Annotated in this window: 12 protein-coding genes; 7 read left to right on the forward strand and 5 right to left on the reverse strand. The window is 67.6% G+C overall.

What is annotated here, in order from left to right; translation table 11 throughout:
- The first annotated feature begins 70 nt into the window (after nucleotides 1–70).
- Genes rluD through K4043_RS09425 form a run of 3 tightly spaced genes read left to right on the forward strand, consistent with a single transcriptional unit; the run spans nucleotide 71 to nucleotide 2,267 of the window.
- Nucleotides 71–1,066 carry a 23S rRNA pseudouridine(1911/1915/1917) synthase RluD gene (rluD, locus tag K4043_RS09415; RefSeq protein WP_123730367.1) on the forward strand — a complete coding sequence of 332 codons (996 nt, stop codon included), beginning with the start codon at nucleotides 71–73 and terminating at the stop codon, nucleotides 1,064–1,066.
- Nucleotides 1,066–1,845, forward strand: coding sequence for a peptidoglycan editing factor PgeF (gene pgeF / locus K4043_RS09420; protein WP_265309107.1), 780 nt, complete (start codon nucleotides 1,066–1,068; stop codon nucleotides 1,843–1,845). Before rluD ends, pgeF begins: the two co-directional genes overlap by 1 nt.
- The gene (locus K4043_RS09425; RefSeq protein ID WP_265309322.1) at nucleotides 1,842–2,267 is read left to right on the forward strand and encodes a thiol-disulfide oxidoreductase DCC family protein; all 426 of its coding nucleotides are present in this window, start codon (nucleotides 1,842–1,844) and stop codon (nucleotides 2,265–2,267) included. Before pgeF ends, K4043_RS09425 begins: the two co-directional genes overlap by 4 nt.
- A gap of 72 nt (nucleotides 2,268–2,339) precedes the next feature.
- Here the strand turns inward: K4043_RS09425 and otsA are convergent, their stop codons facing one another.
- The 4 genes from otsA to K4043_RS09445 all read right to left on the reverse strand — a co-directional run bounded on the left by otsA (nucleotide 2,340) and on the right by K4043_RS09445 (nucleotide 8,870).
- On the reverse strand, nucleotides 2,340–3,704 hold the full coding sequence (gene otsA / locus K4043_RS09430; protein WP_265309109.1) for an alpha,alpha-trehalose-phosphate synthase (UDP-forming): 1,365 nt from the start codon (nucleotides 3,702–3,704) through the stop codon (nucleotides 2,340–2,342).
- The gene (locus K4043_RS09435) at nucleotides 3,701–5,482 is read right to left on the reverse strand and encodes a glycoside hydrolase family 15 protein (RefSeq protein WP_123730371.1); all 1,782 of its coding nucleotides are present in this window, start codon (nucleotides 5,480–5,482) and stop codon (nucleotides 3,701–3,703) included. The genes otsA and K4043_RS09435 overlap by 4 nt, the downstream gene beginning before the upstream one ends.
- 87 nt (nucleotides 5,483–5,569) lie before the next feature.
- The gene (otsB, locus tag K4043_RS09440; protein WP_265309110.1) at nucleotides 5,570–6,328 is read right to left on the reverse strand and encodes a trehalose-phosphatase; all 759 of its coding nucleotides are present in this window, start codon (nucleotides 6,326–6,328) and stop codon (nucleotides 5,570–5,572) included.
- 91 nt (nucleotides 6,329–6,419) lie between these two features.
- Nucleotides 6,420–8,870 (reverse strand): TonB-dependent receptor, encoded by a 2,451-nt coding sequence (locus K4043_RS09445; protein WP_265309112.1) that lies wholly within the window; start codon nucleotides 8,868–8,870, stop codon nucleotides 6,420–6,422.
- Between the two features lie 241 nt (nucleotides 8,871–9,111).
- On the opposite strand from K4043_RS09445, the gene K4043_RS09450 reads away from it, so the two are divergent.
- The 4 genes from K4043_RS09450 (at nucleotide 9,112) to K4043_RS09465 (ending at nucleotide 14,023) form a co-directional block, all read left to right on the forward strand.
- A complete protein-coding gene (locus K4043_RS09450; protein ID WP_184997222.1) occupies nucleotides 9,112–9,594 on the forward strand; it encodes a DUF3574 domain-containing protein in 483 nt (160 codons plus the stop codon).
- Nucleotides 9,595–9,629: 35 nt separating this feature from the next.
- Entirely contained in the window at nucleotides 9,630–10,490 is an 861-nt protein-coding gene (locus K4043_RS09455; protein WP_265309114.1) for an SH3 domain-containing protein, read from the forward strand.
- A gap of 84 nt (nucleotides 10,491–10,574) precedes the next feature.
- Entirely contained in the window at nucleotides 10,575–12,296 is a 1,722-nt protein-coding gene (locus tag K4043_RS09460) for a thiamine pyrophosphate-dependent enzyme (RefSeq protein WP_265309115.1), read from the forward strand.
- Between the two features lie 128 nt (nucleotides 12,297–12,424).
- A complete protein-coding gene (locus K4043_RS09465) occupies nucleotides 12,425–14,023 on the forward strand; it encodes a hypothetical protein (RefSeq protein WP_265309116.1) in 1,599 nt (532 codons plus the stop codon).
- Nucleotides 14,024–14,195: 172 nt separating this feature from the next.
- Here K4043_RS09465 and K4043_RS09470 read toward each other — a convergent pair whose 3' ends face one another.
- Nucleotides 14,196–14,906 carry a glutathione S-transferase gene (locus K4043_RS09470; protein WP_265309117.1) on the reverse strand — a complete coding sequence of 237 codons (711 nt, stop codon included), beginning with the start codon at nucleotides 14,904–14,906 and terminating at the stop codon, nucleotides 14,196–14,198.
- Nucleotides 14,907–14,958: the final 52 nt, after the last annotated feature.

Genomic DNA, 14,958 nt, shown 5'->3' on the forward strand with positions numbered 1-14,958 from the left:
CTAGTGGCCTGTCCCGCGACTGAAACTGGTCGCCCGGACCCCAAAATTGTCCCTATTGCGGTGTGCCCCCATGTCCGATACCCCTGCTGATTCCGATTCCCCCCGCCAGGCCATCGTGCCCGATACCGCCGCCGGCCGGCGTTTTGACGCGGTCCTGGCCGAGCTGTTCCCCGAGTTCTCCCGGTCCAAGCTGACCGAGTGGATCAAGTCCGGCGACGTCCTGCTGGACGGCGACACCGTGCGCGGGCGCGACCCGGTGCGCGGCGGCGAGGTGGCCAGCCTGCATGTCGTGCTCGACACGCAGACCCACGCCGAGCCGGAGGACATCCCGCTGGAGGTCCTGTACGAGGACGAGCATGTATTCGTGATCAACAAGCCGGTCGGCCTGGTGGTCCACCCCGGCGCGGGCAACCCGACCGGCACCCTGGTCAATGCGCTGCTGTTCCGCGATCCCTCGCTGTCGGTGCTGCCGCGTGCGGGCATCGTGCACCGCCTGGACAAGGACACCAGCGGCGTGATGGTCATCGCTCGCACGATCCAGGCGCAGACCGCGCTGGTCGAGCAGCTCTCGGCACGTGAAGTGCATCGCCAGTACCTGGCCGTGGTGGTCGGTGCGCTGGTCTCCGGCGGCACCGCCACCGCCGGTATCGACCGCCACCCGCGCGACCGCATCCGCATGGCCGTGCGCGAAGACGGCAAGGAAGCGATCACCCATTACCGCCTGCGCGAGCGTTTCCGCGCACACACCGCGCTGGAATGCCGCCTGGAAACCGGCCGTACCCACCAGATCCGCGTGCACATGGCGCACCTGCGTCATCCGATCATCGGCGATCAGCTGTATGGCGGCGCGCTGAAGCTGCCCAAGGGCGCCAGCGAGGAACTCGTGGCCGAACTGCGCGGCTTCAAGCGGCAGGCGCTGCACGCTGAAACGCTGGAGTTCGTGCACCCGATCACCGGCGAGAAGATCACCAACAGCGCACCGCCGCCGGCCGACATGCAGGCCCTGCTGCACGCGCTGCGCGAAGACAGCAAGCGGTTCGCCGAGCAGGAACGCAACCGCCGCTGATGGACACCACCGTGCCCGTGCTGCCCGCCGACTGGCCAGCCCCGAGCGGGGTCCATGCCGTGACCACCCTGCGTTTCGGCGCGGGCGGTTCGGTGGCGCCGTTCAATCAGTTCAACATGGGCAACCGGTACGCCGCCGACGGCGATGATCCGGCGCAGGTGCAGCGCAACCGCGATCTGCTCGTGCCCGGGCTGGGCTTGCCCTCCGCACCCCATTGGCTGCGCCAGGTGCATGGCACCGGGGTGCGTCGCTTCACCGCGCCGCCGACGGCCGTTGGCGTCGAGGCCGAACCCACCGCCGATGCGGCGGTGACCTCGGTTCCGGGCGTGGTGCTGGCTATCCTCACCGCTGACTGCCTGCCGGTGGTCTTCGCCGCCCGCGATGGCGGTGAGATCGGCGCCGCCCATGCCGGTTGGCGGGGGCTGGCCGACGGCATGCTGGAGGCCACCGTGGCCGCCATGCAGACCCCGGCCGCGCAATTGCAGGCATGGCTGGGCCCGGCGGCCGGGCCCGCGCTGTATGAGATCGGCGAGGACGTGTTCGAGGCCTTCGTCGAGCGCGACGAGGGCGCCGCGGCTGCCTTCGTGGCGACCCGGCCGGGGCACTGGAAGGTGGACCTGTACGCGCTGGCTCGCCGGCGCCTGCAATCTGCGGGTCTGGACCCGGCACGCATCAGCGGCGGCCAGTACTGCACCCTGGCCGACTCGCAGCGGTTCTACTCGCACCGGCGCGACCGCCGCACCGGGCGCATGGCGACCCTGGCGTGGATCGCGCCCTGACCGTTGGACAGACGGGGAGTGGAGCGGCCGACGCGGTCATCGTCTTCGACGGCGTCTGCGCACTGTGCAGCCGCTGGGTGCGGTTCCTGCTGCGCTTTGATACGCGCGGCCGCTATCGCTTCGCTGCGATGCAGGGCGTGCACGGACGCGCCCTGCTGCAGGCGCACGGGCTGGATCCGGAGGATCCGTCGTCGTTCCTGCTGCTCGAGCAGGGGGGCGCATGGACGGACACCGATGCGATCCTCCGCGTGCTGACCGGGTTGGGCGGTGCATGGCGTGTGCTGGGCGTGCTGCGCTGGTTGCCCCGCAGGCTGCGCGACCGCGCGTACCGCGCGCTCGCGCGCAACCGGTATCGGTGGTTCGGTCGTCACGACACGTGTTTTCTGCCGACTCCGGCGCAGGCGGCGCGTTTCCTCGACTAAGCAGGGACGGGTTGCCGGCCAGCGGCCGGCACTACCGCAAGCGGTCCTGGTAGTGCCGGCCGCTGGCAGGCATCACCCTTCCAGCGCCTGCAGATACGTCCGCCGCCAATGATTGATGTCGTAGGTGCGCAGGTGCTCCATCATCGCCTGCCAGCGCTCCACGCGCTTCTTCAGCGGCATGGTCGCCGCCGTGGCGATCGCATCGGCCACGCCATCGAGGTCATGGGGGTTGACCAGCAGCGCCTGTTTCAATTCATCGGCGGCACCGGCCAGCAGTGAGAGCACCAGCACGCCCGGGTTTTCCGGGTCCTGCGAGGCCACGTACTCCTTGGCGACCAGGTTCATGCCGTCGCGCAGCGGCGTCACCAGCCCGACCGCGGCCGCCCGGTAGAAACCGGTCAGGGTGGCGTGGGTGAAGTTCTGGTTGACGTAGCGCAACGGGGTCCAGTCCGGTGCGGCATGCCCGCCGTTGATGTGGCCGGCGATCTGTTCCAGCTGGCTGCGCAGGTGACGGTACTCGGTGACATCCCCTCGCGAGACCGGGGCGATCTGCAGGTAGGTCAGCGAGCCGTGCTGGTCCGGATGGCGCTCCAGATACCGTTCGAACCCCTGGAAACGCTCGGGCAGTCCCTTGGAGTAGTCCAGCCGGTCCACACCGATCGCCAGCTGACGATTGCGCAGGCTCCCGCGCAGGTCCTTGACCGCCGGCTTGTTCGCACCGGCCTTGGCCTGGCGGGCGATGAACTCGGTATCGATGCCGATCGGGAAAGCGGTAGCGCGGAAGCGCCGACCGCCGGGCGCTTCCAGCTCGCCATCCGGCAGTACCCGACCACCACCGAACAGGCGAACGTAGGACTGGAAACGGTCCGCATCGCGCTGGGTCTGGAAGCCGACCAGATCGTAGGCGTACAGGCTGGAGAACAGCCGCAGGTGATCCGGCAGCGCCTGCAGCAGATCGGCCGAGGGCATCGGTACATGCAGGAAGAAACCGATGCGGCAGCCGATGCCGCGCTCGCGCAGCAACGACGCGAGCGGGATCAGGTGATAGTCGTGGATCCAGACGATATCGTCCTCGCGCAGCAGCGGCGCGAGCTTTTCGGCGAACAGCGCGTTGACCCGGCGATAGGTTTCGCGCGTGGCGCGATCGTAGTCGACCAGGTCCAGCCGGAAGTGCAGCAGCGGCCACAATGTGCGGTTGGCGAAGCCGTTGTAGTAGCCATCGACGTCGCGCTTGTTGAGGTCCATGGTGACGTAGCGGATGTCACCATCGACCTGCTTGTGCAGGGCGCCGCTGTTGTCACGGACCGACTTGCCGCTCCAGCCGAACCACAGGCCGCCACGCTCCTTGAGCGCGGCCAGCAGGCCGACCGCCAGGCCGCCGGCGCGGGATTCACCGGGAACGGCGACCCGGTTGGAGACGACGACCAGGCGGCTCATGAGGCCTCCTGCCAGCTGCGCGACAGGCGCATGGCGGCGGTGATCAGGCCGACGTGCGAATAGGTCTGCGGGAAGTTGCCCCACGCTTCGCCGTTGTCGAAGGCCAGATCCTCCGACAGCAGGCCCAGATGGTTGCGGCGCTCCAGCAGCGTTTCGAACATCTCGCGCGCTTCGTCCAGGCGACCGATCGCGGCCAGTGCGTCGATGTACCAGAACGTGCAGATGGTGAAGCTGGTTTCCGGCTCACCGAAGTCATCCGGCGCCACGTAGCGGTACAGCGCGTTGCCGTGCTTGAGATCGCGGCCAATTGCTTCGACCGTGGCGACGAAGCGCGCATCGGTCGCCTCGATGAAGCCGATGTCGGCCAGCAGCAGCAACGAGGCATCCAGCCGGTGGCCGCCGAAGGTATCGGTGAAGTGGCCGAGTTCCTCGCTCCATGCCTCGCGCAGGATGCGCGTGTGGATGGTGTCGGCGCGCTCACGCCAGTAAGTGGCGCGGTCATCCAGCTTCAGGCGCACCGCGATCTTGCACAGGCGGTCGCACGCGGCCCAGCACATCGCGCTGGTGTAGGTGTGCACTTCGGTGCGGCCGCGGAACTCCCACAGCCCGGCATCGGGTACGTCGTGCAGGGTGAACGCCTGCTCGCCAAGCGGCTCCAGCCGCGCGAACGTATGCGCATCGCCCGGATCCTGCAGGCGACGATCAAAGAACAACTGGGTGGAGGCGAGCACCACGCTGCCGTACACATCGTGCTGGCGCTGCACCCAGGCCAGGTTGCCGCGCCGCACTGGGCCCATGCCGCGGTAGCCGGACAGCGACGCGACTTCGGTTTCCTCCAGCTTGGCTTCGAAGCTGATGCCATACAGCGGCTGCAGGCTGCCATCGGCGGTGGCCAGGTTGAAGATGTAGCCCAGGAACTGCTCCATCGTGCGGGTCGCACCGAGGCGGTTGAGCGTGCGCACCACGAAGGCGGCATCGCGCAGCCAGCAGTAGCGGTAATCCCAGTTGCGGATGCTGCCGGGCGCTTCGGGAATGGAGGTGGTCATCGCGGCGATGATCGCGCCGCTGTCTTCGTACTGGCAGAGCTTGAGCGTGATCGCGCTGCGGATCACCGCGTCCTGCCATTCCAGCGGGATGGACAGATAACGCACCCATTCGCGCCAGTAGTCGCGCGTGCGCTGGAAGGATTCCTGCACGTAGCCACTGAGCGAACGGTTCAGCGATTCGTCCACGCCGAGCACCAGATGCACGGGATGGTTGAGCACGAACGGCAGGCCATCGCGGACGAAACGCAGCGGCACATCGGTGGTCAGGCGCAGCACATGGTCGGGGAGCACCCAACGGATATGGTTGCTGCCCCACGTGGCATCGGGGACGCGGGCGCCCCAGTCGGCCAGCGGACGCGCGCGCACGATGATGCGCGGGTTGCCGGACAGCGGCCGCACCTGGCGGATCAGGCTGACCGGCCGGTAGAAGCGGTCGTTCTGGCGCCAGCGCGGCGCGAAGTCGATGATTTCCAGCGCGCCGCCATGCTTGTCGCGCAGTACGGTGCGCAGGATGGCGGTATTGGTCAGGTAGCTCTGCTCGCTGTCGACCATGTCCTCCAGCTCGATGCCGAAGTCACCGCCTTCCTGTTGATTGGGGCCGAGCAGGGCGCAGAAGGTCGGGTCGCCGTCGAAGGTCGGCAGGCAACTCCAGACGACGCGCGCGTGCTTGTCGATCAGCGCGCCGAAGCTGCCATTGCCGACCACGCCCAGATTCAGATCGGGTTCGCTCATGATGCAGAAAGTCTCGTGTCATGCCGCGGTGGCACACCGGTGGGGGAGACCTGCGCGCGGCGTCAGGGGGCCTTGGGGGTCAAGGCATCAGTAGGCATTCTCGCGAAGCCAGGCGTGCACGCTGCGTATGGTGGGCAGGGCGAACACCGCATCGCTGGGCTCGCGTTCACCGACCAGCACGCTCCAGCCATGCAGGTCGTTGGCGGCGCCGAAGCCGAATTCATCGGTGAGGTCATCGCCGACGAACACCGGCATGCGGTCGCGGAACGGCGGCTGCAGCATCAACTGCCGCATCGCGCGCCCCTTGTCGCTGCCTTCCGGCAGGAACTCGATGACATGGTCGCCGGGCTGCAGCCGGTAGCCGGCATGGCCGCGGATATGCCGCTCTGCGAAGGCGCGCACGTCATTGGCGGCGTGCGGTGCCCCGCGCCAGTGCAGGGCCAGGCTGCGACCCTTGTCCTCGACCAGGACGCCGGGCGTGCCGTGCGCGAACCGCATCGCCTGCTGGTGCAGGGCATGCAGCCATTCGCTGGTATCGGCGGACGGATCGCTGCTCTGCGCGCGCTGTTCATGGTTGCGCAGCTCATGGCCGTGCAACCCGGCGGCGGGCAGGTTCAAGGGAGCGAACAGCGCGTCCAGCTGGGCCAGCGGTCGCCCGCTGATCAGGGCGACCGCGCCATCCAGCCGGTCGCTGATGCGGCCGATGGCTTCACGCACATCGGGCAGCAGGACGACCGACTCGGGGTCGTCCGCGAATTCGATAAGGGTGCCATCCACGTCCAGGAACAGCGCACAGGCATCGTCCAGCAGTGGCGGCGGCGGACGTTGGGGGAAGTCGTTGGCCATAGCGGCCAACATGCCAGCGTGGATGTGATTACCAGGTTAATGATGACCACATCCACGCCGTGATACCGGCCGCTGGCCGGCTGCTCCCCCGTCAGAACGTATAGCGCACGCGCCCGTAGTAATACGCACCATTGCTGCCGATCGGTGACAGCACGTCGTACGGCAGGTTGCCGAAGTAGTAGATGTCGTCGTTGGACAGATCCGAGTAGTTGTCGGTCAGGTTCTGCCCACCCACCGCCACGCTCCACTGCGGGGTGATCTTGTATTCCACTTCGGCATCCAGCTGCCACTCGGCGCCGTAGGTCTGGCGGGGGATGTAGCCATCGCCGAAGTTGAACACGCGGGTCACGCTGCCATACCGGCTCAGACGGCTGGTCAGCGACCAATGATCGTCGGCCCAGCTGGCGGCGAGCGCGGCGCGGGTGCGCGGCGTGGCATCGGTCAGCGTATTGGTTTCTTCCACGCCGAACAGCACGTAGTCCGGATCCAGCGCGAGCAGGCCCGGCGGCGTGGCGAGCACGTTCTTCAGCGTGGTCTTGGTATAGGCATAGGTGCCGGTCAGCACCAGTTCGCCGCCACCCAGCGACTGCCGCCAGTTGCTCACCAGTTCCGCACCGCGGGTACGGGTATCGGCGGCGTTGACGAAGAAGCTGGCGCTCTGCAGGCCGGCCACCCCGAACTGCTGCTGCACGTAGTCGGTCAACGCATCACCGGTGATGCTCTCCGACAGCGCGATGCGGTCATCGATGTCGATCTGGAAGAAGTCCAGCGAGACATCGAAGTGGTCGCCGATGCGGCTGGTGAAGCCCAGGCTGGTGTTGAGCGACTTCTCCGGCTTCAGATCGGTGGCGCCCAGGCCACGCGCGATCGGATTGTTGACCGACAGCACGCGGCCCTGCACCAGTTGGCCGGCCGCGTTGTAGCCGGTGGAGGTCGACTCGTAGCCGATCTGCGCCAGCGACGGCGCGCGGAAGTTGTTGGAGATCGCACCGCGCAGCGCGAAGGCCGGGGTGAATTCGTAGCGCAGGCCCAGCTTGCCGGTGAGCTCACCGCCGAAGTCGTCGCTGTGCTCGTAGCGCGCCGCCAGATCGCTGGAGAAATGCTCGCCGAACTGGCTGGACAGGCTGACATAGGCGCTGGCCACATCGCGCGACAGCGAGGTGGCGTCCTGCGGAGTCAGGCCACCACCGGCCTGCGAGCCGGTCGGGCGATCCGTGAACGGGCCCGCGGCATAGCTGCTCGGGTCACCGGGGCGGGTTTGGTAATGGTCGCGGCGCGCTTCCAGGCCCAGGCCCAGGCTGTGGGTGATGCTGTCGCCCTGCGAGAACACGCGGCCCAGATCGACATTCGCGACGGTCAGTTCATTGCGGTAGTCGCCGGTCTTGAACCGGGTCGGGCTGGTCGGGCCCAGCGAGGCGTTGATCGAGTTGCGCAGGCGGTAGGTGAACGTGTTGATGCCGTAATCCAGGCTGGCATCGTAGTTCCACTCGCCCCACTGGCCCTTCGCACCGGCCACGGCCTGTACGTCGCGGTTTTCGCCTTCGGAGATCGGGCGGTAGCCGTTGGGGTAGACCTGGGCCCAGTTGGCATCGCTGTCTGGATAGCGGAAGTAGTTCGCGCCTTCGCTGTCGCGCTGGTTGAAGGTGGCGAAGCTGTAGAACGTGGAGGTTTCACCGAACGGCAGCTGCGCGTTGTACCAGGCGTTGAGATCCTTGGTCTTGCCGTCGCCGAGCACGTAGTTGCGCTTGCCCTGCAGCGCAAGGTTGGTATCGCTCTGGTCCCACGGCGGGATCTGATCGAAGCCGGCGCGGTTGGTGCCCTCGTGGTTCTTCAGCTCCAGGCCGACGCGCAGGAAGCCGCCGTCGTCGCCCAGTGCGGTACCGACCTTGGCGCTGGCGTAGCTGGTCTGGCCATCGGTGAGGGTGCGGTCGATCGGCTTGAGATCGGTGTGGTTGGCGCCGAAGCTGGCTTCGAACGCGCCACCTTCCGGGGCGTCATCCAGGATCACGTTGATCACGCCGGCCACCGCATCGGAGCCGTACAGCGCGCCGGCGCCATCGCGCAGCACCTCGATGCGCTTGATCGCGCTGACCGGGATCGCGTTGAAATCGACCGGGGTGGTGCCCTTGCCGATCTTGCTGTCGGTGTTGACCAGCGCACTGCTGTGGCGGCGCTTGCCATTGACCAGCACCAGCACCTGGTCGGGCGAGAGCCCGCGCAGCTGGGCGGCACGGATGTGGTCGGCACCGCCGGAGTTGGACTGGCGCGGGAAGTTGAACGAGGGCAGCAGCGCCTGCAGCGCGCTGCCCAGTTCGCCATTGACCACGCCGGCCTTGCGGATGTCCTCGGCGGTGAGCACGTCTACCGGCGAGGTCGATTCCAGCACGGTCCGGTCGACGGCGCGGGTGCCGGTGACGATCACGGTGTCCAGCGTTTTGGCAGTGTTCGGCGCGTCCTGCGCAAGTACGTCCTGGGCCAGCAGGGGGGAGGAGAGGACGAGCGCGATGGCAAGGCCAAGGCGGGACGCGGACGGACGGGACATGCGGACTCCAGCAGGACGACGAGGGGGAGGGACGGGGGAGGGGGGACCGGCGTTGCCGACCAGTGGTCGGTACTACCAATCCATCCGGATGAAGCGATATATTATCTTCGCGTGATCGCCCCGTGTGACGCAAGTCCCATCGCGGTGGTTATCAGCAGATAGCCGTTGGCGATCTGCGCCGGACCCGGATGTCCGGCACGCTCCTTCCCCTGCCTGTCCCCGTGTTTCCGGAGAGTTGTCCATGTCGTTCCGCGCCATTGTGTTTGCCCTGGTCCTGGCCACCAGCGGCTGTGCCACCGCCGCCCCGGCTGCCAAGCCGACCCCGCCCGCCACCGCCACGGCCACCCTGCAGGGCGATGCGGCGCGCCCGGATGCGGCGGCCGGCTGGGTCCGCAGCGAGCTCTATTTCGGGGTGGGGGAAGAAACCGGCGTGGCCGATCGGCCGCAGACCGAAGGCATCACCGACGCGCAGTGGCGCGCCTTCCTCGACAAGCAAGTGACCCCGCGCTTCCCGGACGGCCTGACCGTGTTCGACGCCTACGGCCAGTGGCTGTTCCGCGGTGCGCCCGAGCCAAACCGCCTGCGCACCAAGGTGCTGGTGGTCCTGCACGAGAACACCCCGCAGCGCCGCGCCGACATCGAAGCGATCCGCCTGGCATGGAAACAGGCCACCGGGCACCAGTCGGTGCTGTGGGCACAGCAGGCGGTTGAAGTATCGTTCTGAGCCAGGGCGCCGCGGTGGCGCTGCACGGAGTGATGATGAAACACAGGGATGCGATGCTGGCCGCGCTGTTGATGGGCCTGGCGGTGACGTGCGCGCACGCGCAGGCTGCCGCCCCGGCCCGGCTTCAGCTCGAGGTGGCTGCCGGCGTGCAGGTGCAGGCGACGCTGCAGGACGACGGCGGTATTTCCGTCGTACTGGCACCGTCGGGCAAGCGTCAGGTGCTGCCCGGGGTGACCGACGCGGACGGCAACGCACGCCTGTCCGCCGAGGACGTCGATTTCGATGGCCATCCGGAGCTGGTGGCACGTGCCTCGGTCGGCATGGTCAACGAAGCGGTCGCGGTCTACCGCTACGTTCCAGCGCGACAGGAACTGGTTGCGCTGGCGCCCATCCCGAACGACCGCGCGCAATGCGGTGACCTGATGGGTCTGACCGTGGACGAAGACAACCGCACCCTGAGCAGCAGTTGCCGCAGCGGTCCGATGTGGTACGTGGACCAGTACCGCTACGACGGTGCGCGCCTGTACCTGTACCGTGCCGAGCGCCTGCTGATGCTCGACGACGTGCTCGAGCCTTACGTGTTCATCAAGCAGACCGCCGACAGCGGTCCGCTGGCGGTCTGGAGCACCTTTGATCCTGACGGCAACGTGCTGGAGACCGCCATCGGCGATGGCCTGGAGACGCCGCGTGCCGGCGTGCCACTGCTGCGCATTTCCGGTCATGTGATGGTGGCGCGGCTGCCCCTGTACAGCCGGCCCGGTGATGCCACGACCAAGCGGTATCTGGTGCGCGATGACCGCGTGGAACTGCTGGATGAGCGCGATGGCTGGGTGCAGGTGCGTTATGACAATCCCACACGGGGCGCGGTGGTGGGCTGGGTGAACACGCAGCCGTGATCGGGCGCTGCCACGGGTAAACCCACATGAGTGTCACTTGCCCGGGACTACGCTGACCCTTCCCCCTCGTCGTGGAAGCATGTCATGAGCAAGCGCGTTGCCGAGATCGTGGTTGAAACCCTGCAGGCCGCCGGTGTCCGTCACTGTTACGGCATCGTCGGCGATACCCTCAACTACGTCACCGATGCCATCCACCACAGCGAGATCGAGTGGGTGCACATGCGGCATGAGGAAGTGGCCGCGTTCGCCGCCGGTGCCGAGTCGTTGATCAGCGGGCAGCTCACCGCCTGCGCCGGCTCGTGCGGTCCCGGTGGCCTGCACTTCATCAACGGCGTGTTCGAGACCAACCGCAACCGCGCGCCGATGGTGTTGATCGCCAGCCAGGTGGTCACCGCCGAGCTGGGCATGGAGTTCCCGCAGGAAGTCGATTTCAAGGCGGTGTACGGCAGCTGCAGCGTGTTCTGCGAACAGGTACAGAGCGCAGAACAGGCGCGCCGCGTAGTGACCCTTGCCTGCCAGGCCGCCATCAGCCGCCGCGGGGTGGCGGTGGTGATACTGCCCGCCGACATCAGCGAAGCCGAGGTCAAGCACGATGCGCCGTTCTCGGTGCACTACACCCAGCCGGTGCTGCGACCCTCGGACGACGAACTGCAGCGCATCGCGGCGCTGATCGGCGAGGGCAAGCGGATCGGCATCTATGCCGGCGCCGGCTGCGAGCATGCGCACGATGCGCTGGTCGCCCTCGGGGCCCGGCTCAAGGCGCCGATCGCGCATACCTCGCGCGCGAAGGATTTCGTGGAGTACGACAACCCGTACAACATGGGCATGACCGGCATCTTCGGCATCGAGTCCGGGTATCACACGCTGATGGCCTGCGACACGCTGCTGCTGCTCGGCGCGGACTTCGCGTGGGGCCAGTACTACCCGGACAAGGCCACGTTGATCCAGGTGGATCGCGATGGCAGCCATCTTGGCCGCCGGCATCCCGTGAACCTTGGCGTGGTCGGTGACATCGGCCCGACCCTGGAGGCGCTGCTGCCGTTGCTGCCCGAGCGCGAGGACCGCAGCTTCCTGGACGAATGCCTGCAGCACCGGGAGAAGGCGCTGGCCACGCGGGCCAAGGAAGAACAGCCGGGCGAGGGCGAGCTGATCCACCCGCAGCACCTGACCGCGCTGATCGACCGCCATGCCGCCGATGATGCGCTGTTCACTGCCGACGGCGGCTCGCCGATGGTCTGGATCCTGCGCCATATCCGCGTCAACGGCCGCCGCCGCACGCTGACCAGCCTGCTGCACGGCACGATGGCCAACGCGATGCCGCAGGCGCTGGGCCTGCAGAAGGCCTATCCGGGCCGACAGGTGATCTCGCTGTCCGGTGACGGCGGCCTGGCGATGCTGCTCGGCGACCTGCTCACCGCCGTGCAGGAAAACCTGCCGATCAAGGTGGTGGTCTACAACAACAGCTCGCTGAACTTCGTGGAGCTGGAGCAGAAGGTCGAAGGCCTGCTGGACAACTACACCGATCTGAAGAACCCCGATTTCGGCCGGCTGGCCGAAGTGATTGGTTTCTACGGGCGCACGGTCACCCGCTCGGACGACCTGGAGCAGGCCGTGCAGGACATCCTGGCCCATCCCGGCCCGGCGCTGCTGGACGTGCACACCAGCCCGACCGAACTGGTGATGCCGCCGCAGGTGGAGGCCAAGCAGGTGGCCGGTACTGCCCTGTACGCCGCCAAGGCGCTGCTGAGCGGGCGGGTCGGGGATGTGCGGGACCTGCTGGCGAACAACTTCCTCAACAAGCCCTGATCCCCACGCGGTCCGGTAGTGCCGCGTCCCCCGTCGGCGGGCGTCTCCCGGTGTTCCATTCATGCGCCTGTTACTGGGGGCGGGGAGGCCCTACCATCGGCTACCCCCTCCCCACGGCCGCCCTGCGCATGTCCGCCACTGCTCCCGTCCGCTCCGGACGTCCCCGCTGGTTCGTTGCCGGCGATCTCAACGGCTTCTTCGGCCTGGTGGTCGACAACCTGTCGATCCTCGGCTTCATCGCGATGGCACTGGTCGGCATCTTCCAGTTCCCGGCCGATGTGGTCTTCGGCCGCATGTTCCCGGGCACCGCCTTCGGCGTGCTGGTCGGCAACGTGCTCTACACCTGGATGGCCCGACGCCTGGCCGCGCGCACCGGTCGTGACGATGTCACCGCGATGCCGCTCGGCCTGGATGCGCCCACCAGCATCGGCATGGCGCTGCTGGTGCTCGGCCCGGCCTTCCTCGCCTTCAAGGGACAGGGCCTGGCACCGCACGATGCGGCCATCGCCACCTGGCAGCTGGGCATGGCCTCGCTGGTGATCATGGGCGTGCTGAAGGTGATCCTCTCGTTCTTCGGCGAAGCGGTCACCCGCGCGCTGCCGCGTGCCTCGCTGCTGGGCTCCATCGCCGGTATCGCGATCGTGCTGATGGGCTTCCTGCCGCTGCTGGAAACGCTGCGCTCGCCGATCGTCGGGTTCGTCACGCTGGGCCTGCTGCTGTACGTGCTGATCGCCAAGCGCAAGCTGCCGATCCGCGCGCCCGGCGTGCTGGTCGCGTTCGTGTTCGGCACGATCCTGTATTACGGCCTCGGGCTTGCCGGGCTGGGTGCACCGGGCTTCAAGGTGCCCGAGTGGGTGCCGCCGCAGGTGGTGCTGCCGTGGCCGACGCTGGGCTTCATCGATGGCCTGCCGACCGCGATCACCTACCTGCCGCTGCTGCTGCCGTTCGGCCTGCTGATGGTGGTGGGCGGCATCAACGTCTCCGAGAGCGCGCGCGCGGCCGGTGACGATTACCGCACCCGCGACATCCTGCTGGTGGAAGCCATCGCCACGCTGGTGGCCGGCTTCTGCGGCGGTGTGGCGCAGACCACACCGTACATCGGCCAGCCCGCCTACAAGCACATGGGCGCGCGCAGCGGTTACACGCTGCTGACCGGCCTGTTCGTCGGCATCGGCGGCATGCTGGGCGTGATTTCGGGGCTGGTGCAGTGGCTGCCGCTGGCCGTGCTGGCCCCGATCATCGTGTACGTGGCGATCGACATCACCACCCAGGCCTTCCAGGCCACGCCGCGCGAACATGCCGGCGCGATGGTGCTCGGTTTCCTGCCCTCGGTGGCCTACCTGCTGGCGATCAAGGCGCCGGGCTGGATCGCACCGGAACAGCTGGCAGCGATGACCACCACCCTGGACGGGCATGGCCTGCCGGAGCTGGCGGTGATCTTCACCCTGGGCAATGGCTTCATCATCACCTCGATGCTGTGGATCGCCGCTGTGGTGGCGATGATCGACGGGAAGCTGCTGCGCGCCTCCGGGTTCCTGCTGGTGGCTGCGGCGCTGACGCTGTTCGGCCTGATCCACTCGGTGGACCCGCGCGGTGGCATCTACCTGCCGTGGCAGCTGGAAGGACTGCCGAAGATCATCAGCTGGCAGTTCACCGGCGCGTATGTGGCGCTGGCCGGGTTGCTGGCGCTGCTCTCGCTGCAGAAGCAGCCTGCGGAGCGTGCGTAACGCCCCGGTAGTGCCGGCCGCTGGCCGGCTGCTTTTCCTTGCGCTCACGACCCACGGTCGTGAGCTGCCGAATGGGCCGTTCTGCTGCGGAGCCGGCCAGCGGCCGGCACTACGTGCTCACGACCAACGGTCGTGAGCTACCGCTGCACGCGTCGCGGCCGCCGGCGAGGCATCATTGCTCGCCATCCAGCTCCGGGTAATGCCGGAAGATGCCGTTGGTGTTGAACGGCAGACGCCGTTCGGAAGCGAGGTACGCGGCGATGTTGGGCCGGGTCTCCACGCGGTCCTTCAAAGCACGCAGTTGCGGCAGCGTGGGCCACAGCGCCTGCATGCGGCGCGGGAACATGTAGTCCAGCCCGCTCAGCAGCTGGAACAGCGACAGATCCACGTAGGAATGCTCACGCAGCGGATGCCGCCCGCCATTGTGCTTGAGCACGCTTTCGAAATACGTCAGGAACTTGGGCATGCGCTCGCCGCGCATCGACGCGGCGCGCGCCTTGGCTTCGTGCTTCTGATCCTCGTAGTACTTCGACGCAGCGATGGGGTGATGGGTGTCGTGCACCTCGGCGACCAGATCGGCGATGGTCAATTGCAGCTGGAGTGCCTGCTGCCGCCGTGAGCTGGCGTCGGGCACCAGGCCGAGCGTCGGTCCCAGATGATCCAGGATCGCGCCGACCTGGGCGATGACCTGCTTGCCCGTGCGTAGAAAGGGCGGAGCGAACGGCTGCAGACCCTCGACCTTGCCGTCCAGGTACGGCTGCATCACGGCATCGCCGTGCACGCGCGCCATGTCGGTGTAGCCGGCGCCGGCATCCTCAAGCGCGAGGCGGACAAACTCGCCGCGACCCTGGATGCCGGTCCAGTAATACAGTTCGTAATGCATGCCGCCACTCCGTGCCGAATCGGCCTTCAGCATGACCCGCGCTGTCGAAAGC

Origin of the sequence: Stenotrophomonas sp. SRS1 (assembly GCF_026130205.1) — a bacterium.
Taxonomy (GTDB): Bacteria; Pseudomonadota; Gammaproteobacteria; order Xanthomonadales; family Xanthomonadaceae; genus Stenotrophomonas; species Stenotrophomonas rhizophila_B.

Coding starts and splice junctions, on each gene's coding strand:
- K4043_RS09455 (WP_265309114.1), top strand. CDS start 9,630: ATGAAACACAGGGATGCGATGCTGGCCGCGCTGTTGATGGGCCTGGCG.
- rluD (WP_123730367.1), top strand. CDS start 71: ATGTCCGATACCCCTGCTGATTCCGATTCCCCCCGCCAGGCCATCGTG.
- otsA (WP_265309109.1), bottom strand. CDS start 3,704: ATGAGCCGCCTGGTCGTCGTCTCCAACCGGGTCGCCGTTCCCGGTGAA.
- K4043_RS09435 (WP_123730371.1), bottom strand. CDS start 5,482: ATGAGCGAACCCGATCTGAATCTGGGCGTGGTCGGCAATGGCAGCTTC.
- K4043_RS09445 (WP_265309112.1), bottom strand. CDS start 8,870: ATGTCCCGTCCGTCCGCGTCCCGCCTTGGCCTTGCCATCGCGCTCGTC.
- K4043_RS09450 (WP_184997222.1), top strand. CDS start 9,112: ATGTCGTTCCGCGCCATTGTGTTTGCCCTGGTCCTGGCCACCAGCGGC.
- K4043_RS09465 (WP_265309116.1), top strand. CDS start 12,425: ATGTCCGCCACTGCTCCCGTCCGCTCCGGACGTCCCCGCTGGTTCGTT.
- pgeF (WP_265309107.1), top strand. CDS start 1,066: ATGGACACCACCGTGCCCGTGCTGCCCGCCGACTGGCCAGCCCCGAGC.
- K4043_RS09470 (WP_265309117.1), bottom strand. CDS start 14,906: ATGCATTACGAACTGTATTACTGGACCGGCATCCAGGGTCGCGGCGAG.
- otsB (WP_265309110.1), bottom strand. CDS start 6,328: ATGGCCAACGACTTCCCCCAACGTCCGCCGCCGCCACTGCTGGACGAT.
- K4043_RS09460 (WP_265309115.1), top strand. CDS start 10,575: ATGAGCAAGCGCGTTGCCGAGATCGTGGTTGAAACCCTGCAGGCCGCC.